The 24,709-nt window shown below is 60.7% G+C and carries 20 protein-coding genes and 1 pseudogene; 8 read left to right on the forward strand and 13 right to left on the reverse strand.

The window, feature by feature from the left end:
• Positions 1 to 164: 164 nt before the first annotated feature.
• Positions 165 to 515 carry a hypothetical protein gene (locus tag ACMDCR_RS25245; RefSeq protein ID WP_413989259.1) on the reverse strand — a complete coding sequence of 117 codons (351 nt, stop codon included), beginning with the start codon at positions 513 to 515 and terminating at the stop codon, positions 165 to 167.
• A 116-nt stretch (positions 516 to 631) separates the two neighbouring features.
• Here ACMDCR_RS25245 and ACMDCR_RS25250 point away from each other — a divergent pair, with 116 nt between their 5' ends.
• From ACMDCR_RS25250 to ACMDCR_RS25260, 3 genes and pseudogenes are all read left to right on the forward strand, one after another.
• Entirely contained in the window at positions 632 to 1,096 is a 465-nt protein-coding gene (locus tag ACMDCR_RS25250) for a MarR family winged helix-turn-helix transcriptional regulator (RefSeq protein WP_413989260.1), read from the forward strand.
• On the forward strand, positions 1,089 to 2,306 hold the full coding sequence (locus tag ACMDCR_RS25255) for an HlyD family secretion protein (RefSeq protein ID WP_413989261.1): 1,218 nt from the start codon (positions 1,089 to 1,091) through the stop codon (positions 2,304 to 2,306). Before ACMDCR_RS25250 ends, ACMDCR_RS25255 begins: the two co-directional genes overlap by 8 nt.
• 216 nt (positions 2,307 to 2,522) lie before the next feature.
• Positions 2,523 to 3,869, forward strand: a pseudogene (locus ACMDCR_RS25260) (DHA2 family efflux MFS transporter permease subunit); the annotation flags it as partial.
• Positions 3,870 to 4,107: 238 nt separating this feature from the next.
• Here ACMDCR_RS25260 and ACMDCR_RS25265 read toward each other — a convergent pair.
• The gene (locus ACMDCR_RS25265) at positions 4,108 to 5,421 is read right to left on the reverse strand and encodes a glycoside hydrolase family 15 protein (RefSeq protein ID WP_413989262.1); all 1,314 of its coding nucleotides are present in this window, start codon (positions 5,419 to 5,421) and stop codon (positions 4,108 to 4,110) included.
• 150 nt (positions 5,422 to 5,571) lie between these two features.
• On the opposite strand from ACMDCR_RS25265, the gene ACMDCR_RS25270 reads away from it, so the two are divergent.
• Positions 5,572 to 7,701, forward strand: coding sequence for a glycoside hydrolase family 3 N-terminal domain-containing protein (locus ACMDCR_RS25270; RefSeq protein ID WP_413989263.1), 2,130 nt, complete (start codon positions 5,572 to 5,574; stop codon positions 7,699 to 7,701).
• A 334-nt stretch (positions 7,702 to 8,035) separates the two neighbouring features.
• On the forward strand, positions 8,036 to 8,644 hold the full coding sequence (locus tag ACMDCR_RS25275; RefSeq protein WP_413989264.1) for a hypothetical protein: 609 nt from the start codon (positions 8,036 to 8,038) through the stop codon (positions 8,642 to 8,644).
• Between the two features lie 15 nt (positions 8,645 to 8,659).
• Here the strand turns inward: ACMDCR_RS25275 and ACMDCR_RS25280 are convergent, their stop codons facing one another.
• Both ACMDCR_RS25280 and opgC read right to left on the reverse strand, forming a co-directional pair.
• Positions 8,660 to 9,112 carry a GNAT family N-acetyltransferase gene (locus tag ACMDCR_RS25280; RefSeq protein ID WP_413989265.1) on the reverse strand — a complete coding sequence of 151 codons (453 nt, stop codon included), beginning with the start codon at positions 9,110 to 9,112 and terminating at the stop codon, positions 8,660 to 8,662.
• A 16-nt stretch (positions 9,113 to 9,128) separates the two neighbouring features.
• Positions 9,129 to 10,628, reverse strand: coding sequence for an OpgC domain-containing protein (gene opgC / locus ACMDCR_RS25285; protein WP_413989266.1), 1,500 nt, complete (start codon positions 10,626 to 10,628; stop codon positions 9,129 to 9,131).
• Between the two features lie 465 nt (positions 10,629 to 11,093).
• Between opgC and ACMDCR_RS25290 the strand changes: the two genes are divergently transcribed.
• Positions 11,094 to 12,176, forward strand: coding sequence for an alpha/beta hydrolase (locus ACMDCR_RS25290; protein WP_413989267.1), 1,083 nt, complete (start codon positions 11,094 to 11,096; stop codon positions 12,174 to 12,176).
• A 108-nt stretch (positions 12,177 to 12,284) separates the two neighbouring features.
• Here the strand turns inward: ACMDCR_RS25290 and ACMDCR_RS25295 are convergent, their stop codons facing one another.
• Both ACMDCR_RS25295 and ACMDCR_RS25300 read right to left on the reverse strand, forming a co-directional pair.
• A complete protein-coding gene (locus ACMDCR_RS25295) occupies positions 12,285 to 13,070 on the reverse strand; it encodes an SDR family NAD(P)-dependent oxidoreductase (RefSeq protein ID WP_413989268.1) in 786 nt (261 codons plus the stop codon).
• Between the two features lie 124 nt (positions 13,071 to 13,194).
• Positions 13,195 to 13,680: a DUF2721 domain-containing protein gene (locus ACMDCR_RS25300; RefSeq protein ID WP_413989269.1), complete on the reverse strand. Its 486-nt coding sequence runs from the start codon at positions 13,678 to 13,680 to the stop codon at positions 13,195 to 13,197.
• Between the two features lie 182 nt (positions 13,681 to 13,862).
• Between ACMDCR_RS25300 and ACMDCR_RS25305 the strand changes: the two genes are divergently transcribed.
• The gene (locus ACMDCR_RS25305) at positions 13,863 to 14,273 is read left to right on the forward strand and encodes an organic hydroperoxide resistance protein (protein ID WP_413989270.1); all 411 of its coding nucleotides are present in this window, start codon (positions 13,863 to 13,865) and stop codon (positions 14,271 to 14,273) included.
• A gap of 113 nt (positions 14,274 to 14,386) precedes the next feature.
• Complete coding sequence (locus tag ACMDCR_RS25310) at positions 14,387 to 15,145, forward strand: sulfite exporter TauE/SafE family protein (protein ID WP_413989271.1); 759 nt, start codon at positions 14,387 to 14,389, stop codon at positions 15,143 to 15,145.
• A gap of 101 nt (positions 15,146 to 15,246) precedes the next feature.
• Here ACMDCR_RS25310 and ACMDCR_RS25315 read toward each other — a convergent pair whose 3' ends face one another.
• The 7 genes from ACMDCR_RS25315 to ACMDCR_RS25345 form a co-directional block, all read right to left on the reverse strand.
• Complete coding sequence (locus ACMDCR_RS25315) at positions 15,247 to 16,839, reverse strand: inorganic phosphate transporter (protein ID WP_413989272.1); 1,593 nt, start codon at positions 16,837 to 16,839, stop codon at positions 15,247 to 15,249.
• A 229-nt stretch (positions 16,840 to 17,068) separates the two neighbouring features.
• On the reverse strand, positions 17,069 to 17,950 hold the full coding sequence (locus ACMDCR_RS25320) for a carbohydrate ABC transporter permease (protein WP_413989273.1): 882 nt from the start codon (positions 17,948 to 17,950) through the stop codon (positions 17,069 to 17,071).
• A gap of 2 nt (positions 17,951 to 17,952) precedes the next feature.
• Positions 17,953 to 18,903, reverse strand: a complete 951-nt coding sequence (locus ACMDCR_RS25325) for a carbohydrate ABC transporter permease (protein WP_413989274.1) — start codon at positions 18,901 to 18,903, stop codon at positions 17,953 to 17,955.
• 64 nt (positions 18,904 to 18,967) lie between these two features.
• Positions 18,968 to 20,221 (reverse strand): ABC transporter substrate-binding protein, encoded by a 1,254-nt coding sequence (locus ACMDCR_RS25330; RefSeq protein WP_413989275.1) that lies wholly within the window; start codon positions 20,219 to 20,221, stop codon positions 18,968 to 18,970.
• A gap of 33 nt (positions 20,222 to 20,254) precedes the next feature.
• A complete protein-coding gene (locus tag ACMDCR_RS25335) occupies positions 20,255 to 21,370 on the reverse strand; it encodes an ABC transporter ATP-binding protein (protein ID WP_413989276.1) in 1,116 nt (371 codons plus the stop codon).
• Positions 21,371 to 21,698: 328 nt separating this feature from the next.
• Complete coding sequence (locus ACMDCR_RS25340) at positions 21,699 to 22,901, reverse strand: ROK family protein (RefSeq protein ID WP_413989277.1); 1,203 nt, start codon at positions 22,899 to 22,901, stop codon at positions 21,699 to 21,701.
• Positions 22,902 to 22,960: 59 nt separating this feature from the next.
• Complete coding sequence (locus tag ACMDCR_RS25345) at positions 22,961 to 24,070, reverse strand: fatty acid desaturase family protein (RefSeq protein WP_413989278.1); 1,110 nt, start codon at positions 24,068 to 24,070, stop codon at positions 22,961 to 22,963.
• Positions 24,071 to 24,709: the final 639 nt, after the last annotated feature.

The raw sequence follows: 24,709 nt of genomic DNA on the forward strand, positions 1-24,709 counted from the left end.
ATACAGGGCAGGCGATGTGGCTCCCAGCCTATCTTTACGCGCTACCGACATGGATAGCGCGCCTTGTTTGTATAAAGGCTGAACGAAACGAGGCAGCTTTGCGGCCATACCGCAGGGATTTTGTGGAAATCCCGACGGATGCACAAAGGATTATGAAAGGTCGCTCAATGCTGATCGGCGCATAGGATGACGGGTGCGGTCAGGGAGCCCACAAAGCCGGTGCCCTGATAAACGATCGCATTGTTGGCCCCCTGTGGCAGCAGAAAGGATCCGCTCACGACCTGCGGGACATTGTTCGGCAGGAGCAGGCTCCAGCTGAAATTGCACAATTGCGCCGGCTTCTTAGGCTCGAGGTGGCTGCAGTTGAGCTGGGCGCCGCCGAGCATGGCAGCCCCGCCGCAGCTGACGAAATTGGGCGCCGCGCGGGCAGTTTCCGCCCCCAGCGTCATGATGAAACCAGCGAGCGCCAATGCGGCCCCCGCGGCGAAAACCATCATCAGACGATCAAATTTCATGTGATAGCGGCCCATTTCCTTCACCCGAGCCATTTCAGCGATTGCAATCCCTGCAACCTTGTTATAGATAACATGGATCATAAGCAACCTCATTATCAACAGAGTCTGTCCTGATCATGCTCACACAACCAACCCTTGGCTTTGTCCTGCATGACGTGGCGCGCCTTTTGCGCAAGCGTTTCGAGCAAAGGGCGCGCGACCTGGGACTGACTCGTTCGCAATGGCAAACTCTTGCTTATCTGTCGCAGAACGAAGGCATCCATCAGGGCGGGCTCGCCGATATCATGGAAATCGAGCCCATCACGCTGGTGCGCATCCTCGACAAGCTGGAGGCGCGCGGCCTGGTCGAGCGGCGCCAGCATGCGGCGGACCGGCGGATCTGGCTGCTTTTCCTGACACCCGAAGCCTACCCCCTTCTTACCGAAATCCGGGGTATCGGAGAAGCAACTCGTGCAGAGGCCCTGGCCGGCATATCGGACCAGGAACGTATTCAATTGCTCAACACCTTAACAATTATGAAGTCCAATCTGCTGGAAGCCTGCCGCTTGCCGGTCGATGGCAAAGAGGCAAGTCATGGCTGACGGAAGTAATAATGTCACGCGTATCGAAAATCGCGTCGCCCCCGACAAACCCGCAGTAGAGCAGCCCAGCGAAGCAACAAACGCTTCCCAGGCACCGGCTCCTGCGACGCCAGTCGCCGCCCCGACCCCCAAAAAGAAGCGCTCGCTGCTGCGTCCGCTCCTGTTCCTTTTCCTGCCCGTCGCCCTGGTGGCGGGCGGCTACTACTATGTCACCGGCGGACAGGTCATGGAGACCGACAATGCCTATGTCGGTGCGGCCACCGTGGGCGTCTCCACCGATGTCGCCGGGACGGTGATCGAGATCGACGTGCACAACAACCAGACGGTGAAGAAGGGCGATCTGCTCTATCGCCTGCGTCCGGACACCTACAAGATCGCGCTCGCCGGCGCGCAGGCCCAGCTCGGCACGGTGCGCAACCAGGTGGTGACACTGCAGGCGAGCTATACGCTGGCTCTGGCCCAGATAGAGCAGGCCAAGGCGGACATCCCGTTCTTCCAGCTGCAATACAAGCGCCAGCAGGACCTGCAGACGAGTTCGGCCGCCTCCAAGGCCAATTTCGACTCGGCCAGGCATGACCTCGACGCCGCCAACCAGAAAGTGCTGGTGGCACAGGCACAGGCCCAGGCGATGCTGGCCCAGCTCGGCGGCGACGCCTCGCAGCCGGTGGAGCAGAACCCCTTCTACTTGCAGGCGAAATCGGCGGTCGACAACGCCCAACGCGACCTCAACGACACCATGGTGAAGGCGCCCTTCGACGGCATCGTCACCAATGTCGACAGCCTGCAGGCCGGTGCATATCTCCAGGCCTCGCAGCAGGCCTTCAACCTGGTCTCGACCAACGATATGTGGATCGACGCCAGCCCGAAGGAGACCGAGTTGACCTATGTCAAGCCCGGCCAGGAGGTGACGATCGCCGTCGACACCTATCCGGGCGTGGAATGGAAGGGCAAGGTGCAGACCATCAGCCCTGCCTCCAGCTCCAGCTTCTCGCTGCTGCCCGCGCAAAACACCACCGGCAACTGGGTGAAGGTGGTGCAGCGCATCCCGATGCGGGTGACGATCGAGAATGATCCGAACAAGCCGCCTCTGCGTGTAGGCATGAGCGCCGAAGTCAGTGTCGACACCGGCCATGCCCGCGGCCTGCCCGACTTCGTGCAGGACCTCATCGACCGCTGGCAGGGCAAGAAGGCCGAACCAGCCAAGGGCTGAAAGGCGGCGCGGAGCGGTTTTCCTGCCCCGCGCATCCCTGATATTTTACACTAAGTTTTTCGAACAAATCCTTTTGCTAAAAAGTCTTTTCAAGGACAGCCTACCATGAGTGCGTCCGCTACCGCCGCCCCCGGCAGGGCGCCGCTTGCGATCCCGGCCTTCGTGCCGGTCGCCAATCGCGGCGCCATAACGGCTTGCGTCATCCTCGCGGTGATCATGCAGGCGCTGGACACCACCATCGCCAATGTCGCCCTGCCCCATATCCAGGGCGACGTTGCCGCCAGCGCCGACCAGATCAACTGGGTGCTGACGTCCTATATCGTCGCCGCGGCGATCATGACGCCGCCATCGGGCTTCCTCGCCGCCCGGTTCGGACGCAAGCGCGTGCTGCTGTCGGCCATCATCGGCTTCGTGGTCGCCTCAATGCTCTGCGGCATGGCGCAGTCCCTCAACCAGATCGTCGGCTTCCGCCTGCTGCAAGGCTTCTTCGGCGCCTCGCTGGTGCCGCTGTCGCAATCGATCCTCCTCGACATCTATGCGCCCGAGGAGCGCGGCTCGGCCATGGCGCTGTTCGGCGTCTCGGTCATGGTCGGACCGGTGCTCGGGCCCGTGATCGGCGGCTGGCTTACCGACAATATTTCCTGGCGCTGGGTGTTTTACATCAACCTGCCGATCGGCCTTGCCGCCATGCTGGGCGTGATGGCCTTCGTGACCGAGACCAAGAGCAACATGCTCGCCAGGCTCGACTGGCTCGGCTTCGGCATGCTCTCCATCGCCATCGCCGCCCTGCAGATGTTTCTCGACCGCGGCGAGCAGAAGGACTGGTTCTCGTCGGGTGAGATCCAGATCGAGGCCCTGATCGCGGCCTGCGCCTTCTATATCTTCCTGGTGCACACCTTCACGGGCGAGAACACTTTCGTCAAACCGCGCCTGTTCCTCGACCGCAACTTCTCGGTCGGCATGCTCTTCATTTTCGTCGTGGGCGTGACCTATCTCGCGTCGATGGCGCTGATGACGCCCTATCTGCAAACGCTGATGGGCTACCCCGTCGTCACCGCAGGCCTCGTCATGGGCCCGCGCGGCGTCGGCACCATGATCTGCATGTTCCTGATGGGCCGGCTGATCGGCAAGGTCGACACGCGCATCCTGCTGCTGATCGGCCTTGGGCTGACGGCCTGGGCCATGTACGACATGACGGCCTGGACGCCGGATGTCTCGCAGACCCGCATCGTCGTCACCGGCTTCGTGCAGGGGGCCGGCCTCGGCTTCCTGTTCGTGCCATTGACGACCGTGACCTTCGAGACCCTCAACGCGTCACTTCGCGGCGACGGCACCGGGCTCTACAATCTCTCGCGCAATATCGGCTCGAGTGTCGGCATCTCGGTGGTTTCGGCACTGCTGACGGAGAACACGCAGGTCAACCACGCCAACCTTGCCACCTATGTGACGCGCTACAACCCCGCCATGCGCGAAATGGCGTCGACCCACGCCATGCATCCCTTCTCGACGAGCGGCCTGACCGCGATCGAAGGCATGATCACCCAGCAGGCAACCGTCATCGCCTTCATCGATGACTTCAAGCTGATGATGATCATGTCGCTGGCGGTGATGCCGCTGGTGTTCCTCCTGAAGAAGGCCAAGCAGGCACCGAAGATGGATCACAGTGCGGTGATGGAGTAGCTGCGCTGGGAGCGCGGACGTCCTCGGCAGAACCCCGGGTGCGCGGACGTCTCGTCCGCATCTTCCTCTCCTGCCAACGTTAAGGTTCAAGATGCGGACGAGACGTCCGCGCACCCGGGAATCATGCCGCCCTCCGCGCCTCCACCGCGCTGATGAAGCCCGCATAGCTCCAGGCGAGGTGCTTTGCCGAAGTGTGCTCGCCCGTCTTGCGGTCGAACTGCTCTGACATCTCGCCATCCTCCGGCGTGAAGGCCCGGATGGTTTCGAGATAGCCATCGCCCCGGGCTTTCAGTCGAGCGGCGGCTTCGGGATCTTCGGCCTTCAGCACGGCGGCGCGCAGATAGCAGAATTCGGCCGCGGCGTGGGTGGAGAAATAGTAGGCACCCCCCGAATAATATTCATCGCCCCGGTAGCGCCCGAGCGCGGGGCCGCGCCCCGCCGGTCTGTCGTGATTGATGTCGTAGTCTGCCTCGAAGACGGCATCGAGCGCATCGAGCGTCTTCTCCACCCTGGCGTCGGCTGGCGAATGGGCCGGCGAGGCGCCGGCGGCGTGGATGGCGGCGAGGATCACGGCGATGTCGAGATCCTTCGGCGTCGGCTTGCCGTCCTCGGTGAGGCGGGAGCGGTAGTAGCCGGGCTCGTGATGCCAGTAATGGTCAAGCCGCCCACGGATATCGAGGGCCGCCGCGCGAGCCTGGTGCGCGCTCTCCGGATCGCCCTGTCCCGCCAGCCAGGCCGCACCCTCTTCCAGCGCTGCGCATTGGAGGCGCAGCGTATAGTAGTGATGCGCCTTCTCTTCTTCCCAGATGTCGTAGCTCGGCTCGCGCCAATGGGCGAGCACGAAGCGGATATCCTCATCCAGCAGTTCGGAAACCGCGTCGTCGTTCAAGCCGCCGAACGGGCCGCGGCTCCTGGCCCAACGCAGAACCGTCAGCACGCGCGCGGCGATGCCGTCATATTGCGGGCGGTTCCAGCGCGAAATGTCGAGCGAACCGTCGGGATTGACGCGGGTCTCGCCCCGCACCGTCACGGAGGCGAGGTCGTGGTCCTCGCGCACGAACTGGCGGAAATCCTCCGCGACGCCGTCGCGCCAGCTCTTGTCGTCGACGAGATCGACGCCGCGCAGTTCGTTCAGGCTGAGGCTGAAATTCACGAAATCGCAGAAATGCTCGCTGGCCTCCTCGGTCTCCACCAGCCTGAGCGCATCCATCACCACGGCCGAATCGCGGTACCAGTGGAAGAAATAATCAGGGTCGGGATCGTAGGAGGCGGGCACGGGTGAAGCCACCACGGAGCCTCTCGCCGGCACGATGGTCTGGCCGAAGCCGGGACGCGGCTTGGTAATGTCGGTCGCCGAGATGCTGCGCAGCATATTGGTGACGGCGATGGGATACTGCCGCTCGATCCAGCGCTCCAGGCTTTCTGTCTCGCTCATTGCATCTCTCCGATTGGGGCTGGCCGCAGGATTATCGCAAGGGTGACTTGAACAGAAGACACGAGGCGTTATGCAAGAGGAAGAGTTTCGTTCCTGGGACCACGGTTGGAAGGCCTTTGGTCCCAGGGAACCAACGCGCAAGGATAACCCATGAGCCGGATCGATACTCTTCTTGCCAAGATGACGCTGCGCGAAAAGCTAGGCCAGCTCAACATGGTCGCCTCCGGCTATGCGGTGACCGGTCCCTTGCTCGGCGGCGATTCGCCCGATGCCATCCGCTCCGGCGATATCGGCAACCTGCTCAACATGGTGGGGCCCGATCATGTCAACGAGGTCCAGCGCATCGCCGTGGAGGAATCGCGCCTGGGCATCCCGCTGCTGCTCGGCTTCGACATCATCCATGGACACAAGACCGCTTTCCCGGTGCCGCTGGCGGAAGCGGCGATGTTCGACCCTGTGGCCTGGGCTCGCACCGCGCGCGTCGCCGCTGTCGAGGCCTGGAACGACGGCGTGGCGCTGACCTTCGCGCCCATGCTTGACGTCTCAAGGGATTTTCGCTGGGGCCGCATCGTCGAGAGCGCGGGCGAGGATCCCTGGCTCAACCAGCAGATGGCAACCGCCAAGATCAAGGGCTTCCAGGGCTCCGACCTCTCGACCGTCGGGTCGCTCGCCGCCACCGCCAAGCATTTCTGTGCCTATTCCGCCGTGCTGGCCGGGCGCGAATATGCCAGCGTGGACGTCTCCGAGCGTGCGCTGCATGAGGTGTATCTGCCCCCCTTCGAAGCGGCGGTGCAGGCCGGCGTCGCCGCCGTCATGCCTGCCTTCACGTGCTTCGACGGCATTCCCATGACCGTACATGAGCCCTTGCTCAAGGACTATCTGCGAGGCAAGCTCGGCTTCGACGGTGTCATCATCAGCGACTACAACGCCGTCGCCGAACTGCTCAACCACGGCGTCGCAGCGGATCTTGCCGAAGCTGCGGCACTCGCCATCCGCGCCGGCGTCGATATCGACATGGTCTCCAACGCCTATCGCAATCATCTGCCGGAAGCGCTCGCGCGCGGTCTGGTCACCATGGACGAGATCGATGCCTGCGTGCGCCGGGTGCTGATGCTGAAGGAAAGGCTCGGCCTGTTCGACGCGCCCTATCGGCGCGGCGCCGCTCCGCTTGCAGCCTTAGCCGGCAACATCGACCATCATGAGGTGGCTCGCGATGCCGCGCGCAAATCCTGCGTACTGCTCACCAATTACAACGGCGCGCTGCCGCTTGCTCCCCATGAGCGCATCGCATTGATCGGCCCGCTCGCCGAAGCGCAGGCCGACATGCGTGGCCCCTGGGGTGGTGCGTCGGTGGCCGAGGACAGCATCACCGTGCTGAAAGGCCTCAGTGAAGCGGTGGGCAGCGTCAGCCATGCCGCCGGCGTCAGCATCGACGGCAATGACACCTCCGGCATCGCAGCCGCGGTCGAAGTGGCGCGGGGCGCGGATACCATCGTGCTCTGTCTCGGTGAATCCGCGCCGATGAGCGGCGAGGCCGCAAGCCGCGCCCATCCGGAGTTGCCGGGCAAGCAGCGCGAGCTTGCGGAGGCGATCCTGGCCCTGAACAAGAAGGTCATCGTCGTGCTGTTTGCCGGCCGTCCTCTCGCCGTGCCCTGGCTCTTCCCCAAGGCCTCGGCCGTGCTGATGGCCTGGTTCCCAGGCGAACAGGCGGGCCCTGCCCTCGCTGACCTGTTGACCGGCAAGGTCTCACCCTCGGGACGCCTGCCGGTGAGTTGGCCGAATGCTGTGGGCCAGGCGCCGCTCTTCTATTCGCAATATCCCTCGGGCCGCCCCTTCAATCCGAACGATCACTACACCTCGAAATATATCGACGCGCCCAATGCGCCGGACTTCCCGTTCGGCCACGGCCTGACCTACGGGGAGTTCGCGCTGTCGAAGCTGGCGGTGAGCAAGCCGGTCTTCGGCCCAACCGACACGCTCGAGGTGACCGTGACCGTCACGAATACCGGCAAGGCCAAAGCAGAGGAGACCGTCTTCCTCTTCACTCACGACCTCGTCGCCAGCGTCTCCCGCCCTTTGATTGAGTTGAAGGGTTTCAGCAGGATCACGCTGGATCCCGGCTCGAGCGGCACTGTCACCATTGCCCTGCCCGCCCAGGATCTCACCTTCCACGGCAAGGATCTCAAGCCCGTGCTGGAAGCCGGCGATTTCGAAATCAAGATTGGCTCCAGCGCGCGGCGCAGCCAGATGCTCAATGCCAAGGTGACGTTGAAACTCTAAAGCGTTTTGCGATTTGACGGAATCGGCAAGAATCGCAAAGACGCGTCGAAACAAAGAGTTAGAGCAAAGCAGCGTTTACGCCTAAACGCGCTTTGCTCTAGCCCTGTCCAGGCGACACAGGAGCGCCAGCCCCAATAAAGTGGCGTGGCTGGCTGTCCGCGACAAAACTTGGACAGAGCAAATTCCGTGTCCTTTTCGACACATCCCGATTTTGGGGCATACCCCGAAAATCGAAAAGTGGTGTTTACAGCACACATTTTCGTGACATGAATGGAGGCTCATAAAATAACCGGCGTCGCAGTTCGGCCGGAGCCATCCAGTCGCGGGAACCACTATGCGCTACCTGCCCACCGCCCTTGCGCTCGCCACCCTGCTGGCCGCGCCATCCCTTGCCTATGCCGATTGCACCGCAGACTTTGCCGCGGTGATGCAGGCTTATCATGACGCCGGCCCTCGCAAGGTGGAAACCGAGCTCACTTTCACCACCAGCAAGCCCGGCGAATCCAGCACCCGCACCAGCGTCGCGAAGATCGTTCTGCCGGATGCGCTGGACCTGCACAGCGAGGACAGCGGCAATCGCAATCACAGCGATGCCATCCTGATTGGCGGCAAGGGCTTCACGAAGGTCGACGGTGGCTGGACGGCCCTGCCCGCCGAGGCCGTCGGAGAATTGCGCATGCTCTTTCTTGCCGATGGCTTCATGGGCGAGGAGCCCAGGAACATCCAATGCCTGGGCGGGAAGAAGCTGGGGCATAAGCCGGTGAGCGTCTACAGCTTCGAAATCCCGGGCTCGCCGAAAGCCATGACGGTGATGTTCTATGTCGACACCTCTACCAAACGCCCCCTCAAGGCCAACGGAATTGCGGCGATGCAGGCCGGCGGTGAAGACATGAAGGTCAGTTACACCTACGACCCGAAGATCAAGGTTGTGGCACCGAACTGACGACATCCCGCGCTTTCAGCGCAGGCGCTTTGTCATATAGACCCGCTTCAGCCCCTTCTCCTCGCCCCGGCCTGTCTCGACATAGCCGATCCGGGAATAGAGGCTGACATTCTCTGTCATCGCCTCGTTCGTATAGAGCCGGATTACGGAAAAGCCGGCACCGAGCGCGGCCTGTTCAGCCCACTGCAGGAGCGCCCGGCCGACGCCAGAGCCCTGATGCGCGGGATCGACAGCCACATTGTCGAGGAGCATGGTGTCGGGTTCGGGGAGAAGAACGAGGAGGCCCAGGATCTGTTCCCCTTCCCCGATCACATGCACCCGGCCGTCACGGATGAGCGCGTCATAGTCATCGCCCATCGGTCCGGGTTCTCGGCCGATGCGAGCCACGTAAGGCGAATAGGCAGCCCAGACCAGGGCCCGGACGGCGGAACTGTCTGCGGCCGTAGCGAGACGGATCTCGCGGTTCATGAGGCGATCGGGCTGCTCAACCCCGCACCATCACCGGGCCACCCGCAGCCTTCTCGGCTTCGCTGAACTTGGCGGCGGCATAGAAGAAGCTGACGCCGCCGACCAGCAGGGTAACCTGGATCCACAGCGCATTATGACCCGTCAGCAGCAGCACCTGGCCGAAGGCTGCCACCAGAGACAAGAGGAAGAACACCAGCAGGCTGTGGCGACCCAGCACGATCAGCGGCTGCAGGATGCGCAGCGATGCGAGCTTGGGCGAGATGCCGAGGCCGTAGATGAAGTAGGCCAGGCCCAGGAAGTGAATCAGGCGGCCAAGGCCGAGATTGGTCTTGTCGAGATCCAGCCAGTTGTAGACGGCATCACGCACGCCGAAGGAGAGCCCGAAGCCGTTGGTGACAACGAAGGCACCCGCCAGAACGATCACGCTTGCCAGGATGAACAGCGGCTTGGAGCGCACCAGCCGGTTCTGTTGCATGGCAAGGCCGGCAGCAATGCCGATCGCCATGATGAACTGCCAGGCGAAGGGATTGAAGAACCAGCCGCCAGGAATCGGCCAGTTGGGCAGGTTCCAGCCATAGAACCGGGTCAGCGCATAGAGCAGCGCCGAGGCCGCCAGCATCAGGCCGATATGGATGCGGGCAAGGTAGAGCAGGCCCGGCACCACCACGATGAGGGCAACATAGAGCGGCAGGATGTTGAAATAGCCGAGTTGATGGCCGAGCGAGACGATGCCGAACAAGAAGGTGTTGGCATCGTGCACGAACAGGTCGCGCCCATGCATGTTCATCAACCCGGGCGCATGCAAGGCAATGGCGCCGGCTGCAAAGATGGCGATGCCGGCGAGCGACAGCAGGAGATGCACGCCGTAGAGCTTCACCGCCCGCTTGACCAGAATGAGCGAGACGTCCCATTCCCTACCGCCGTTGAACTTGCGCCCATAGGCAAGCGCCATGGCAACGCCGGACATGAACACGAAGGCCTCGGCCGAATCGGACAGGCCGATATTGCGGAAGGTGATCGCCTCGAAGACGTTGCCCGGCATGTGGTTGATGAAGATCGTGCACAGCACGAAGCCGCGCCACATATCCACCGAGACAGCCCGCTGCTTGGGCTTGGCCGCCTCCGACGCGCCCAGTGCCTGGTGAGAGGCTTTGTGCCTGATATCAGAGACATGCTGGACGAGCAGACGCACGCCCTCGCAGGCGCCGAAAATCACAACTGAGGTCAGGGCATAGAGCGCCAGCGCCGGCAGTTGCGCGGGCGAGAACCAGAGGGTGTAGATCGGCTCGATGAAGAAGTAGGTGGCGATGAATACCGTCAGCAGAATGGCGAACAGGCCCACGCCGAAGCCGAAGAAGATTTCGGCCAGCGCCACTGCCGGCAGGAACAGGAAATAGGAATAGCCGTGCCAATGCAGCGGCCCCCTCAGCAGGCAGAATGGCGCCACGAGCAGGACTGTCAGCAGGAAGGGACGAAGGGATCTCGCGAACTGGGAAGGATCAACTTGAATATTCATGAAATATGCCTTCCACTTCCTAACTTCAGACCGCAGCATTAAGGCTGGGCTATAGCGGCCTCCGATAAGGGGAAGCCTGTATTCGATGCTCCGTTCGTGTCCCTTTTACCGGAACACGTGTGACCCGACTGGGAAACACCTCGCCGAGTCCTGGAGCTTGCGCACATGGTGATGCCCCCATCCTGTACGGGGGATGAACGAAATTAGCGGGGAAAGGTTGCATGAGCCGACGATGCTGCTGTTGCTCCCCGGCAACGCCGGCAAAAAAAGTAAGAATAAAAACCTCGTTAACTAAAATTCTGCCCCCACCCTTCTAATTTGTGACACAAGTTAGCGCCAGTAAGGGATGATCAATTTGAAGTGACATGCAATGTCGCCGAGCCGGAGGCCGTTCAGGTTTCGTGGCCCAAATTCTGCATGATTTCGCCTGATCGCGCACCGCACAACTCGAGCTCTGGATACGGCATGCCCTGGCCCGCTTTTGCAAATTCTTCGCGGCTTTTCCGCGCTCTCCCGCGCCTGCTGCTGGGCGCGATGCTGGGATTGACCGTGCTTTGCCTGGCTGCAACGGCGAGCACGCTCGAGGAAATGTCCTTTCCGAGCAAAACCCTGGGCCGCTCCCTGACGGTAACGGTCTATCGGCCCGATCTTCCGGCCCCGCCCGAGGGCTGGCCGGTGCTTTATCTCCTGCACGGCCTCGACGGCAACAACCGCGACTGGTCGGCCCTCGCCAATATCAAGTTGACGCTCGACGGCATGATCAAATCGGGCCGCATCCACCCGATGCTCGTGGTGATGCCGTCGGCCGGGAATAGCTGGTATGTCGATTCCGCAGATGTGAAGGGCCCCGGCAATTATGAGACGGCGCTGCTGAGCGATCTGCCCAACGCTTTCGAGAAGCGCTTCGCCCCGCATTGCCAGCGTAGTTCGCGGGCGATCGCCGGCATTTCGATGGGTGGCTTCGGCGCCTTGCGATTCGCGTTCAAGCGGCCCGATCGCTATGTCGCCGTCGCCAGCCTGTCCGGCGCCATCTGGCAGAACATTCCCACCTCGCAGGCGCGTGATCCCTGGGATGGCTCGAGCGGCGCCTATTTCAACCGCATCGACCAGGCGACCGTGATCGGCGGCATCGACTTGCCGCCGGAAGGCGCCCATTTCGGCAGTGCCTTCGGCACGCCTTTCGACGCTCGTCGCTTCAACGATGCGAATGTCTTCACCCTGCTCGCCAGACAGGTCCAGGCCGGCGCGCAGCTTCCCGCCATCTTCCTCACCGTCGGGGACAATGACAGTCACAATCTCTGGCGTGGCTCGATGGCGCTCTACGAGACGCTGATGGCAGACAAGGTGAAGATCGAGTTCCGCGTTACCGACGGCGACCACACCTGGTCGCTCTGGCGCCGTACCATCGAGGATGCGCTGGAGTTCGTCAGCTCAAAATTCGTGTCGCCCGATGCAACGCCACTGGTCGCCTCTTCTCCTGCTTTGCCCAGCGCCAATGCCGCAGCGCCAAATCCGAAGATGGCCGGCGGCGAGGCGATCGTGAAGTAGGGTTGTCATCCCGGACAAGCCGGACCGCACGGCGACGCAGCGCTGATCCGGGACCGTCAGCAGGATGAGCCTTACGCCGCACGGTCCCGGTCATGGTAGCGCTCGCTCCTATTCCGGCAGGACGATGCCGAGCTTGGCCATCACGCCGCCATCGACCTTGAAATCGGCGCCGGTGATGAAGCGCGCCTTGTCGCTGGCAAGGAAGGCGACCATCTCGGCGATCTCCCAGGGCTGGCCGACACGGCCGAGCGGATGGCCCTCGCCCCAGGCCGCGAGCGTCGCTTCCGCCGTGGAATTGCCCTTATGGAGGTCCGCCGCCCTTCGCAGCATCGGCGTGTCGACCGAAGCGGGGCAGACCACGTTCACGGTGATGTTGTCGGCGGCATGATCAAGCGACATGGCACGCACGAGCGCGTTGATACCGCCCTTGCTGGCTGTATAGGCGGCCACTGAGGATTGCGACGCATAGGACTGCACCGAGGAGATGGCGACGATCGCGCCGCCACCGCGCTTCCTGATCTCCGGCACGGCATATTTGGAGGCGAGGAAGATGCCCTTGAGGTTGATGTCGAGCACATCATCCCAGACTTCTTCCGGCGTTTCCACCACGGTGCCGTAGCGCTGGATGCCGGCGCAGCAGACGAGGATGTCGACGCCGCCGAAAGCAGCAGCCGCCTTCGCCGTCGCCGCCTGCATGTCGGCAGCCTTGCGTACATCGCCGACGAAGCCTTCGACATTGGCGCCGAGGTCCTTGACGGCCGCCTCGGTGGAGGCCGTGTCATCGGCAACGATCAGCACCTTGGCGCCACCATTGGCAAAGCGGGTGGCACAGGCCAGGCCCATGCCGAGGCTGCCGCCGGTGACAACAACGGCCTTGCCGGCGAAATCGTTCATTGTTCCTCCAATTGCGCCTTGTTCCTTGAGCAAAATGCGCCCAGGCAGGAGCGGATTTCGAAATTAACCAACTGGTATCAAAAGCATTTTTCGATATTTGCCGACGCCGTCAAACCGCAAGACGCTATGGCGACAGCTCTGCCTCAGCCCTTTCGTCCGCCTGTCTCTCGGCTTTTTCCGCCCTTGCGCGAAGGCCAATCGTCGTTACCAGGACCTCCGCCATGAAGGCCATGAGCGCGACAAAGATGCATATGACGGCGAGACCGAACAGCGTGTAGAGCACGCCTCCCGATCCCGCCTCCCGCAGCGTGCCGATGAAGAGGGTTAGGGTTGCTGCGCAGGTCATGGCCCCGGCCATCGCCCCCATGCTGACGGCGACTTCGAGGATTCGCAGGCGCCGGCGCAAATAGGTGAGTTGCGCCGTTAGCTTGGCGGAGTTCCCGCCCGTCTCGAGCGCGCCCGTAACGATATGAAGCCGATCGGCCACCCGTGCCAGACGATTGGCGAACACGCCCAGCAGGGCCGCGATGCCCGAGAGGAGGAAGACCGGCGTCAGCGCGATCTGAATGATGTGTACCACACTGGCGGTCTCAAGAGGCTCGTTGATCATCAGGCCCGGATCTCCGTTCGCACTGAACCGAAAGTCCTGATGCCACGCGTCCATCGGGCTGGCGTTGGCGACGGTACCCCGCTTCAGAATACTTCAGAATTTCTAATGGAGCTTAATTCGACACCACGCTGGGTTAGTCCTACATGTCTCGCCAGTTGTAAACACAAAGCGGGAATTGACCGATGACTACCAGAACTCTCTACACAGCCCATGTCCACACGACCGGTGGCCGGGATGGCGCGGCACGCAGTTCGGACGATCAGTTGAACATTCAACTGGGAAGCCCCGGCTCCAAGCGGCCTGGTACCAACCCGGAACAGCTCTTCGCCGCCGGCTGGTCCGCTTGCTTCGAGGGAGCACTGGGCCTGGCTGCGAACGAGGCCGGCGTCACTTTGCCCCCCGAAACGGCCGTCGATGCCGAGGTCGATCTCAATCGCGGCGATGACGGCTTTTTCCTCACCGCCCGGTTAAAGGTGAGCCTGCCTGGTGTCGGCCGCGAGATCGCGCAGTCGCTCATCGAGCGCGCGCACCAGATCTGCCCCTATTCCAAAATGACGCGCGATGGAATTGAAGCGGGTGTCATGTTGGCATGACGTTGCCGGCGCCAGGTGCTCGAGGCTAACCGACAGAACCATTTGAGCCACCTCGGGCTCCACGCTCGCGCATCAACAAGAATCGGCGCCACTGCGAAGCAGGAGGCAGCGACATGGAACTGACAATCGTCACCGTGCTGGTTGCCTTCGCCGGCGTGTTCCTGATTTGCTTCATGAAAGGGGCATTCGGAGGTGGATTTTCCATCGTCGGCATACCGCTTCTGTCGATCGTCATGGATCCGGTCGTCGCCGGTGGCCTCCTTGCCCCTATGTTCATCGCGATGGACTTGTTCGCCTTGCGGTATTGGAAGCCCTCGACCTGGTCCAGGCCGGACCTGGTCTTGCTGTTGCCAGGCCTCGTGACCGGCATCGGCCTGGGCTTTCTGGCTTTTCGTTTTCTCGATCATCGCGCCATTGCAATCGTCATGGCGTCGGTCACGCTGATCTTTGTCGGTCTGTGGTTCGTTGGAGGCGGGAAGGTAACGAGCCGGCAGCGATCGACGCCGCAGGCGATGGCCGCCGGCTTCGCCTCCGGAGTCACCACCATGGTGGCGCATGCGGGCGGGCCGCCGCTGGCGATGTATCTGCTGCCGCTCGGTCTTACCAAAGAAGTCTACGCGGGAACGACCAGCCTGTTCTTCACCGTCGGCAATGCGATCAAGGCTGTGCCGTGGCTGTTGCTGGTAAAACCTGGCACCGACGTCTGGACCCTGATGGCACTGTGCCTGCCTGCAATTCCAACCGGCGTGTGGCTGGGATGGCGTCTTCACGGAATATTGGATCAGCGCCAAATCTATCGCGCATGCTATGGGTTGCTGGTTGTGACAGCGTTGAAACTGCTATGGGACGGCATCTCCGGGTATTTGGCGTGATTTCACCGCAACCGCCGTTTCACAATGCCGATCTATCTTGAGGCGGAACCCTTGACGCGTTCCGCCTCGACTGTTTTACGAATCGTGCCTTGTCCAACGATCTAGATGAACTGGCGCATCAGCACGAAGAGCCCAAAGGACAGCGCCATTGCGATCGGCAGGGTGAGGACCCAGGCCAGCGCCAAATTGCGCACCGTCGACATCTGCAGCCCCGAACCGTTGGCCGCCATGGTGCCGGCGACGCCCGAGGAAAGCACATGGGTCGTCGATACGGGCAGGCCCATATAGTCGGCCGCGCCGATGGTGGCGGCGGCAACGATCTCGGCCGCGGCACCCTGGCCATAGGTCAGATGCGTCTTGCCGATCTTCTCGCCGACGGTGATGACGATGCGCCTCCAGCCCACCATGGTGCCAAGGCCGAGCGCCAGCGCGACAGCGACCTTCACCCAGGTCGGGATGAACTTGGTCGTGTGGTCGGCGGCGGCGTGATAGGCCTTGATCGTCTTGAGGTCGGCGTCCGACACTGGCAGCAGCTTCTTGCTGTCGATCAGCTTGAGGGCCTCGCTGATCAGGTACATGTCATTGCGGGTGTTGGTCACGAGGTTCGGCGGCACGTCGGCAACCGAGCCATAGGGCGAGATTTCGCCGTTGGTCTGCTCGATCAGCAGCTTCAGTGCAGGAGTGGTCTCGTCGGTCCAGACACGGGTGCGGACAGCCTGGGCCACCTTCGCCTTGGCATCGCCGGGCGCAACCGTAACACCAGGCTTGATGTAGTTGCCCAGCGCATCGCCGGCCGAGGCCGACGCCGCCTTGTAGGTCTGCAGATAGTTGGCGTCCGGCGTGCGATTGAGGGCAAAGGCGGTTGGCACCACGCCGATCAGGATCAGCATGATCAGGCCCATGCCCTTCTGGCCGTCATTCGAACCGTGGAAGAAGCTGACCAGCGTGCAGGTCAGGACCAGGAGGCCGCGGATCCATAAAGGAGGCGGCGCATCCGTCTTGGGTTCCTGGTAGAGCGCCTTGTTGCGGACGACGAACTTCATCAGCAGCAGCAGGCCGCCGGCCAGGAAGAAGCCGAAGATCGGCGAGACCAGCAGCGACATGCCGATATTGTAGGCCTGCGACCAGTCGACGCCGCTGGTGGCCGAACCGGCGGGGGCCAGGAACTGGTTGGCGAGGCCGACACCGATGATCGAGCCGACCATGGTGTGCGAGCTCGAAGCCGGCAGGCCGAAATACCAGGTGCCGAGGTTCCACAGGATGGCGGCGATCAGCAGCGAGAACACCATCGCCATGCCGGCTCCCGAGCCGACCTGCATGATGAGTTCGACTGGCAACAGCGAGATGATGCCGAAAGCGACCGCGCCGCTGGACGTAAGCACACCGAGGAAGTTGAAGAAGCCCGACCAGATCACGGCGATCTCGGCGGGAAGGGAACGCGTATAGATCACGGTGGCCACAGCATTGGCCGTATCGTGAAAGCCGTTGACGAACTCGAAGCCGAGGGCGATCAGCAGGGCGATGCCGAGCAGGATCCACGGCACAGCCACGGCGCCGGTGAGATCGGCGGCAAGGGCGTAGCAGACATAGCCGAGCCCGCCGAGCACAATCAGGACGACCACGATATTGGGCGCATTGCCCAGCCCGCTCGGTCTGTCGAGCGGATGCATTGGGCGAGAAGTAACGTCTGCCATTGGACACCCCTTGAGCCGGCTCAATTGTTCAAAGCATATGACTACGTGATGTCGTCCAAGTGACAGGTGACCTTCGATGACGCGTGCAGTCAATCGAAATCGGTGCCTGCAAAGTAATGGTTGCGGCAATGACTGGCCAGACCCGCATTGCGGCCGCAAATGCATAGCCGCGATCTTGCCTTCCGGTCCATCGAGCGGGCGCGGCGGGCGGATGACAAGGCTGTCAAGGCTATACCTTGAGGCCTTCCATGAAATGTCGCCTCAGGAGTGCGAAAGCAGCAAGAGGAGGGATGCTGGCGAGGAGACTCGCCGCCAGGGCCACATTGGGGCCCGTCGCAGCGTAATTGCCCTGGAAGACCTGCAGCGCATTCATGATCGAACGAATCTCCGGCCGGTTTCCCAAAACCATCGAAAACAGCAGGTCATTCCAGATCCACGTAAATTGGAGAAGGAACAATGCAACCAGCGAGCCCGAACAGTTTGGCAGGATGATGGACCAAAAGATCCGGAATTCCTGCGCGCCATCCATGCGTGCTGCCTCATCGACCTCCCGCGAGATCTGAGACATATGGCTCCTCAGAACCAGTGTCGGGAAAGGCACGCATATCGCGGTGTAGAGCAGCAACATACCCCAACGCGTATTGAGGATGCCGGCATGCTGATATCCGAAAAACAACGGAATGAGATACATCTGAAAGGGAAATATAGTGCCCAGGAAAATCAGCATGAACCAGAAGTTCTTGCCGCCGAAGTTAAGCCTGGCAAGCGCAAAGGCAGCCATCGCGGCAAAGAAAACAGCCAGTCCGGCCCCGACAACACCGTAAAGCGCACTGTTGGAAAATGCACTTGCCATGTTCGCTTGGGTCCAGGCCTGCTCAAGATTGCTCAAGATGGGGGTCAGGCCCTCAGGCAGGCTTAGAGGATTGTTATGAGCATACTCTTCGGTGGTCTTGAAGATCGATATTGCGAGGTAATAGAACGGCGCCAACCAGGCGAGCGCGCATATGAAAGCGAACACGAAAACCGCGCGACGGCCAAATCCGGTCCTGCGGACAGGAGGCTTGCGGATGAGTGCCTCTTCGAATGGAGTGTTCTCGATCGCATCAGCCATGATCAACCGCGTAATCTCTCCGCACGCGCCTGAAGCAGCGCCTGCACCCATGTGACGGCGATCGATATCGCTCCAAGAAACACGGCGATCGCCGCCGCATAGGCCCATGATCCCTTATTGAAGCCGACGAAATACATATAGACAGACAGCGACAGTGTTCTCTGGCCTGGATAGCTGATGCCCATGACCCACAGGAGGTCAAAGGCTCCAAATCCGGCCAGGATGGAGAGCATCGAAACGACGAGCAGCGTAGGCGTCAGAAGCGGAAGCACGATGTACTGAAGCACCTGCCGATTGCTGGCTCCGTCCATTCTTGCCGCTTCAATGGGATCTGTCGGAATCGCTGCCAGGCCGAGCAGGAGCAGCACCATCACGAGCCCGACATTCTGCCAGACATAGGTGGCAATGATCGAGGGCATCGTCGTCTCGTCCGTGTAGAGCCAGCCGGTGTCGACGGGATGGCCGCTTACCAGACTGAGCGCGGAGTTGAGCACGCCGTGCGGCGCATAAACGTAGAACCAGATGACACCGATCGAGGTGGGCGCCAGCACTCTCGGCAAGAAGATGATGTTCTTGAACGTGCCCTCCATCGGAATGCCACGCAACATGAGCGCAAGCAGGAGACCGAGGCCGACAGGAATGATGAGCGAGGCGGTAACCCAAACGACCGTCGAGGTAAAAGCCGTTTCGAACTGAGGATGGTTGAGCAGAAGCTGGTAATTGTCGAGGCCGCCAAACTGATCGAGGCCCTTGAACCTCTCCCAGCGCGTGAAACTCAAGTAAATATTGAAAGCTATGGGCAAGAGCAGGACGATGCTGGTGAGCAACACCGCAGGTGCCATGAAAAACAAGGCGATCCGGAAGTTACGCCTGCGCACGGCGCGTTCGGAGCGCTGCAGGTTTTCGTAGCCCAGCTTCTCGATAATGGCTCGATCGTCGTCCGCGGATGCCATGTTGTGTCCGTGCAAGCTGCTGGGAGGCGGGCTGGGGGACGGCCCGCCTCACATCGATCGGATGCTATTTCTTGTGCGAGGCCCAATATTGCTTATGCAGAGCCTCGATATCGCTCATGACCTTGTCGGCTGTCGCCGGGGTTGGATTGAGCATGAAAGAATTGAGCGCAGCTACCGACTCGCCCTGGAGCTCGGCCGGCACAGCTTCCCACCAGCGTGGGTAGAGTTGCGTGGACTTGTCCGCGGCAATCGCGTCGCTCACCTTCGATACCACGGCGTTGGGTGGCGTCGCCTTGACGTTGCCCATGAAGTTTCCTGAAACCTCACCCCACTTCGCTGCGGCATCCGTGGATATCCAGCACTTGAGCGCCGTCATGACATCCGGCTTCCCTTTGCCGGCCACGGAGACGACCAGAGGAGAGGCCTCGAAAATCAGGCCAGGTCCGGCCGCCGGATCCACGTCCGGCGTAATGAAGCCGTCGAGATCCTTGCCGATCTTCATGCCGGAATCCTTCATGAGGCCCATGGCCCACTCGCCCATCAGGTCCATCGCGCCCTTGCCCGCGGCGAAGTCCTGAATTTCCTGGTTCGACCTGGGATCTGTGAAATAGCCCTTTGCGAACATGTCGCCCCAGATCTGGAAGACCTTCCGGACCTCCGGGCCATCATAATGGGTCGTGCCGTCGAACAGACCGAGATAGGCCTTCGGATTCGTCCGGATCATGAGCTCTTCGAACCATATGAAGCCGCGCCAGCCATCCTGGGTGGTGGTCACGAAGGGCGTGATGCCTGCTTTCTTCAGCTTGTCGGCATCACCCATGAGCTCGTCCCATGTCTTGGGGGCGGCCGTAATACCGGCCTTCTGAAAGAGCTCAGGGTTGTAGAACATCACCCAGCGATTGAAGTGCAGGGGCACTGCATAATAGTGGCCTTCGATCTTGAAGGGCGCGCCGGACTCTTCCTTGAAATCGCCGCTCTTGAGCATGTCAGCCCAAACATCGTCCAACTGGGCGATCTGGCCGGTTGCAACGAGATCGTCTCGAAATGTGGCGCCGCTCCACCATGTAAACATATCCGGCGTGCTTCCGGACGCGATGGACGATTGAATGAAGGCCTTGTACTGGTCGGGCGGCGAATAGGCTTGCTGGACAATCTTGACGCCTGTCTTCGTGCCGCAAAGATCGCCTACGGCCTGAAGCTGGGGTGACCAGAAGTTTTTGTCGTGATTGAGGATTACATCTCCCGCACAGGCAGCGCCAACACCCGTTACCGTGGCAGCCGCCGCAACCAGCAGGGTCCAGTATAAGCTACTCTTCATGTCTGCTTCCTCCCGTTAAGTTTTTGTTTGCCTTCAGGTTACCTGTACCGCTGACGTCGATAGCGCAGCGCCGCTTGCCGCGTCGAAAAGGTGGACGCGGCCGATATTGATGCGGAAGGTCAATGTCTCGTCGGGCGACACCTCGCGCGGTTGCTGCATGCGGGCGACGGCCTCCTTGCCTGCGATGGTGATGAACAGCAGCGTTTCGTTCCCCAGCATTTCCGTCAGGCTTACGGGCGCTCGCACTTCCAGCGCATTTGTGGGCGGCAGGCCATGCCCATCCGGTACGATATCCTCGGGACGTATGCCCAGGCAGACCGACTTCCCGGCCTCCAGATCCGTGAAGCGCTCCGGCGAGAGTGGCACCTCGAGCGTCCCCGACCGAAAATAGGATGCGCCGGATTTCTTCTCGATGACACCGTCGATGAAGTTCATCGGCGGGGAGCCGATGAAGCCGGCTACGAAACGGTTCGCGGGACGTTCAAAAACCTCAAGCGGGCTGCCGATCTGTGCAATCAGCCCATCCCTCATGACGACAATGATATCCGCCAGCGTCATGGCCTCGACCTGGTCATGCGTCACATAAATCGTCGTGACCTTGAGGCGCCGCTGCAAGCGCTTGATCTCCAGGCGCATTTGGCTGCGAAGCTTGGCGTCGAGATTGCTGAGCGGCTCGTCGAAAAGAAACACTTCAGGCTCGCGAACCATCGCACGCCCCATTGCCACGCGTTGGCGCTGGCCACCCGACAGGTTTGCCGGTTTACGGTCGAGGAGCATTTCCAGGCCGAGAATACGGGCGACCTCTTCGACTTTTTGTGAGATTTCCTGCCGCTTCAGGCCGGCGAGCCTCAGCGAAAAGCCGAGGTTCTTGCGAACGGTCATATGAGGGTAGAGAGCATAGGATTGGAACACCATCGCCGTTCGCCTCTCGCGCGAGGGCAGATCGTTGGCCAGCCGCCCACCGATCATCAATTCGCCATGCGAAATCGTCTCGAGGCCAGCTATCATCCGAAGCGTCGTGGTTTTTCCGCAGCCGCTTGGGCCGACCAGGACCACAAACGATTGATCCGGAATGTCGAGGCTTATGCCGCGGACACCGACATGGCTACCATAAACCTTGTAAATCTCCCGCAGCGATACCGCCGACATCCGTTGAAGTACCCTCCCTGTCTCGATCCGGCATTTCTTATGTACAACTAAACGCGACTTCGAATAGAAAAATGACTCCAATAAAGAATATTAACACATATATACTATAACAATATTTCTATATTGCACCTAGTATATTTTCCAAAAGGCAAAACATTATTTAAAAATGACATTTATAGCATTATTAAGTTATAATCAACGAGGCACTATGGCACGCTATTCTCAAGTCTTCTTCTCTTTAATTACTTTAATATAGAAAGTAGGTTGGGTCAATATAGGGCGGAGCCAATGGCAGGTACCACACCAGGCCGTTACGGGAGCTTCACGACTAGGGATGAAGCTCCGGCTCAAGCAGTGTTACCCGGGACAAGTCGAAAGAATTGTGATGCGCAATTGTCGCCGCCCCTATCGCACAGTCGAATCTTCCGAGCTGAGACATCCGAATCTCAGGCGCGGTGACACCGAAAAGTACGCCTGAGGCTATCGCCGCCTGCAAAGCTTCCGCGCGGTGCCGAAAAATGGGGAGCATTGGACCACCGAGAATGACGACGGATGGATTGAATGCGCTGACGATCGAAGTAAGGCCGATCGCAAGACAGCGCTCCATCTCCGCGGCAGCTTCCAGCGCGGCCGGTTCTCCCGCAGCGGCTCGAGTGGCAACGTGGCCCGGCAGACCGCCCAGATCGCCATCCGGAATTTTGTCGGGGCCATAATAGCTGCGCGCCAATGCCCTCAGGTTGGTGCAGCTTTCCAGGCAGCCATTGTTGCCGCATGAGCAGCGCTCGCCATTGGTCTTCACCTTCACATGCCCGAGCAAACCCGCCGTCCCGTGAGCGCCCCTGAAAAGACGATTGTTGATGATGGCAGCGCCGCCTACGCCTGTGCCAAGCCACAGATAAAGCGTGCAGATACTCGAAATCGCCGATTGCGTATAAACTTCTCCAAAAGCGGCAGCGTGCGCGTCATTCTCAATATAACATGGCGTCTTGATCGTCTTATGAAGAAGTTGTGCAAATTGTACGTTGTTCCAGCCAGCAGCGGGAAAGTTTATGACTATTCCATCCCGGGCGACAAGAGCCGGAAGAGTGACGCCAACACCCAGAATTTTTTTCTTGTAACGATCGTCGCGCAAAAGATCCTTGAAATAGGTGGCAATGACCTTCACTGCCGACTGAGGCGTATGAGCGGATGCGATCGCCATCTCGCTCGACGTCACGGTCATGGCTGCCAGATCGATCAGCGCGAAACGAACGGCGTCGACAGCAATTTCAACACCCAGAAAATAGGCGCCCTCCGAGTTGATGGCGAGGCCGACGCTTGGTCTCCCAAGTTCCTTGGGCCCTCTCGTTTGCGCGGCTTCCGACTCCTTTACCAGTCCCCGCTCGACGAGACGATTTATCAGGCGTGTAATCGTGGCCGGCGTAAGGGATAACCGCCGCGCAATATCGGCGCGACTCGCGACGCCCCGATTTCGAAGCATCGTAAGAATGCTCAATTCGTTGACGTATTTCGCTAGCGTTTGATTGGCCATACTCGCTTCACTGTAGTCGGTTAATGCCTCGGACGGGCCAGCCCAAATTTCACAAGCCCCTATTCGGCAGCACGCGGCAGGGACGCTTCCGTGTGAAAATCCACCCTATAGGGCTTGGCCGTTGGCGGCAGCTTGCGCGTAATGAAATAGTTTTCGTTCCGCAGCTGTCGCAGGAGGGCAGGAACCATCTCGCGATAACCGGCCAGGATAGACGGGTTGGCAGGAGGGAGGTCGTGCTTGATCAAATCATGCAGTTTGGGCAGCGCATGGTAGGGGACCATTGGAAACATGTGATGCTCAACGTGATAGTTCATATTCCAATATATGAAACGACTGACCGGATTGATATAAACCGTGCGGGTATTGAGCCGGTGATCCGTGACGTTGTCGGCAAGACCACCATGCTGCAGAAGCCCGACCAACGTAATATGCCAGATTCCGTAGATGCGAGGTCCACCGATCAAAACAAGCGGAAGCCATGTACGGTATAGGACGGCGGCGGTGACAGCAAAGATATAGATTGCAAGGTGTACGCGGGCTACAAGCACGGCTTTTGGCCGCTCCGCCTCAGGAGTAAACGCCTTCTCGTCTTCGGAAAGCACGCCGAAGGCGTTGCGGATTATGGCTCGACCGAGATCCCAAAGATCGACCAAACCCACGAAATTCAAGAGGAGACGGGCGAGATCCGGTGGACGCATGACGGCGATCTCTGCATCGCGTCCGACGATATACGTATCGGTGTGATGACGGGTATGGCTCCACCGCCAGATAACCGGGTTACGCATCTCCATGAAACTGGCAATTTGGTAGACAGCATCATTCATCCAGTGTGTCTTGAACGCCGTACCGTGACCACACTCATGCCATCGGGCGTCCGATCCCGACCCGTATAAGACCCCGTATACGAGAAAGAAGGGTACGGCCCACCACGAGCCCCACAATGCGATCCCGACCGCGCCGCTGATCGCCATTGCACCCAGCCACAGGACCGTGTCCCGGATCGCCGGCGAATCGGAGCGCTGCATCAGCTCCTTCATGACTTTTCGCGGTATCTCGGTATGGTACCACTCTGCCGAGGCCAGGCCGGTCTCTACGGCAGAGCGCGTGCTGGCGCCGTTCAAGCTGTAATCTCTTTGCAAGCGGTCGCTGCCGTCCAGCGAAAGGCTCATGCGGCCCTCCTATTTTCCAAAGAGCAGAAATATAATATCTTTCTAAAAGAAAATATCAAGACGCTTGGTTCGTCGTGCAGGGCGCAGAACTAGGGGGCCGCCAAAATCAGAGAATCGGCAAGCCGGTCTTGAGAGTGCAGGAGAGGCGCGACGCTTGAAGCGCTCAGTCTTGAACGATCCCCTGGTTACCTGGTCAAACCGCTCGTCGGCAATCGGATCAATCGACAACACCCTGCCTGGCATCCGCCTCCTGCGGCGGGGGGGATAGAAACAGAACGGATCTTGACTTGTGTTCGTTCCCATGCTCTATTCCGTAACGGAATGAGGCGTCAATGGCCGGCGCAGGTACAACCCGGCCCCGAACCCCTCCATCCACCCCGACAGCCTGTCGAGGCGATAGGCGCATGCGGCGGTCCTGCTTCTTTCGAAGCCGGCCTCCAGGGGTGACGAGCGGGACAGACGGGATCGGCACCCCATGGAAGTGCCCTGGATCCCTGGACGGAGCGTGAAGGGCTTGAACCCGGCAACGCCTTCGTCCCCATGTCCCGCCGATGCGGTGAAGACGGCTGATGCCACCGTCCGGCCAGGATGGACGTCGCTCAGCCCCTTTGCCGGGCCGGCTGGGCCGGGTTCGGATGG

This window comes from Labrys okinawensis (assembly GCF_047345005.1).
In the GTDB taxonomy this organism is placed as follows: Bacteria; Pseudomonadota; Alphaproteobacteria; order Rhizobiales; family Labraceae; genus Labrys; species Labrys okinawensis.

Excerpts from the sequence above, each read along its gene's own strand:
- ACMDCR_RS25280 (WP_413989265.1), bottom strand. The coding sequence starts at position 9,112 with ATGAACCGCGAGATCCGTCTCGCTACGGCCGCAGACAGTTCCGCCGTC.
- ACMDCR_RS25300 (WP_413989269.1), bottom strand. The coding sequence starts at position 13,680 with ATGATCAACGAGCCTCTTGAGACCGCCAGTGTGGTACACATCATTCAG.
- ACMDCR_RS25305 (WP_413989270.1), top strand. The coding sequence starts at position 13,863 with ATGACTACCAGAACTCTCTACACAGCCCATGTCCACACGACCGGTGGC.
- ACMDCR_RS25335 (WP_413989276.1), bottom strand. The coding sequence starts at position 21,370 with ATGTCGGCGGTATCGCTGCGGGAGATTTACAAGGTTTATGGTAGCCAT.
- ACMDCR_RS25310 (WP_413989271.1), top strand. The coding sequence starts at position 14,387 with ATGGAACTGACAATCGTCACCGTGCTGGTTGCCTTCGCCGGCGTGTTC.
- ACMDCR_RS25255 (WP_413989261.1), top strand. The coding sequence starts at position 1,089 with ATGGCTGACGGAAGTAATAATGTCACGCGTATCGAAAATCGCGTCGCC.
- ACMDCR_RS25270 (WP_413989263.1), top strand. The coding sequence starts at position 5,572 with ATGAGCCGGATCGATACTCTTCTTGCCAAGATGACGCTGCGCGAAAAG.
- ACMDCR_RS25290 (WP_413989267.1), top strand. The coding sequence starts at position 11,094 with ATGCCCTGGCCCGCTTTTGCAAATTCTTCGCGGCTTTTCCGCGCTCTC.
- ACMDCR_RS25265 (WP_413989262.1), bottom strand. The coding sequence starts at position 5,421 with ATGAGCGAGACAGAAAGCCTGGAGCGCTGGATCGAGCGGCAGTATCCC.
- ACMDCR_RS25345 (WP_413989278.1), bottom strand. The coding sequence starts at position 24,070 with ATGAGCCTTTCGCTGGACGGCAGCGACCGCTTGCAAAGAGATTACAGC.
- ACMDCR_RS25295 (WP_413989268.1), bottom strand. The coding sequence starts at position 13,070 with ATGAACGATTTCGCCGGCAAGGCCGTTGTTGTCACCGGCGGCAGCCTC.
- ACMDCR_RS25330 (WP_413989275.1), bottom strand. The coding sequence starts at position 20,221 with ATGAAGAGTAGCTTATACTGGACCCTGCTGGTTGCGGCGGCTGCCACG.
- ACMDCR_RS25315 (WP_413989272.1), bottom strand. The coding sequence starts at position 16,839 with ATGGCAGACGTTACTTCTCGCCCAATGCATCCGCTCGACAGACCGAGC.
- ACMDCR_RS25245 (WP_413989259.1), bottom strand. The coding sequence starts at position 515 with ATGAAATTTGATCGTCTGATGATGGTTTTCGCCGCGGGGGCCGCATTG.
- ACMDCR_RS25275 (WP_413989264.1), top strand. The coding sequence starts at position 8,036 with ATGCGCTACCTGCCCACCGCCCTTGCGCTCGCCACCCTGCTGGCCGCG.
- ACMDCR_RS25320 (WP_413989273.1), bottom strand. The coding sequence starts at position 17,950 with ATGGCTGATGCGATCGAGAACACTCCATTCGAAGAGGCACTCATCCGC.
- opgC (WP_413989266.1), bottom strand. The coding sequence starts at position 10,628 with ATGAATATTCAAGTTGATCCTTCCCAGTTCGCGAGATCCCTTCGTCCC.
- ACMDCR_RS25325 (WP_413989274.1), bottom strand. The coding sequence starts at position 18,903 with ATGGCATCCGCGGACGACGATCGAGCCATTATCGAGAAGCTGGGCTAC.
- ACMDCR_RS25340 (WP_413989277.1), bottom strand. The coding sequence starts at position 22,901 with ATGGCCAATCAAACGCTAGCGAAATACGTCAACGAATTGAGCATTCTT.
- ACMDCR_RS25250 (WP_413989260.1), top strand. The coding sequence starts at position 632 with ATGCTCACACAACCAACCCTTGGCTTTGTCCTGCATGACGTGGCGCGC.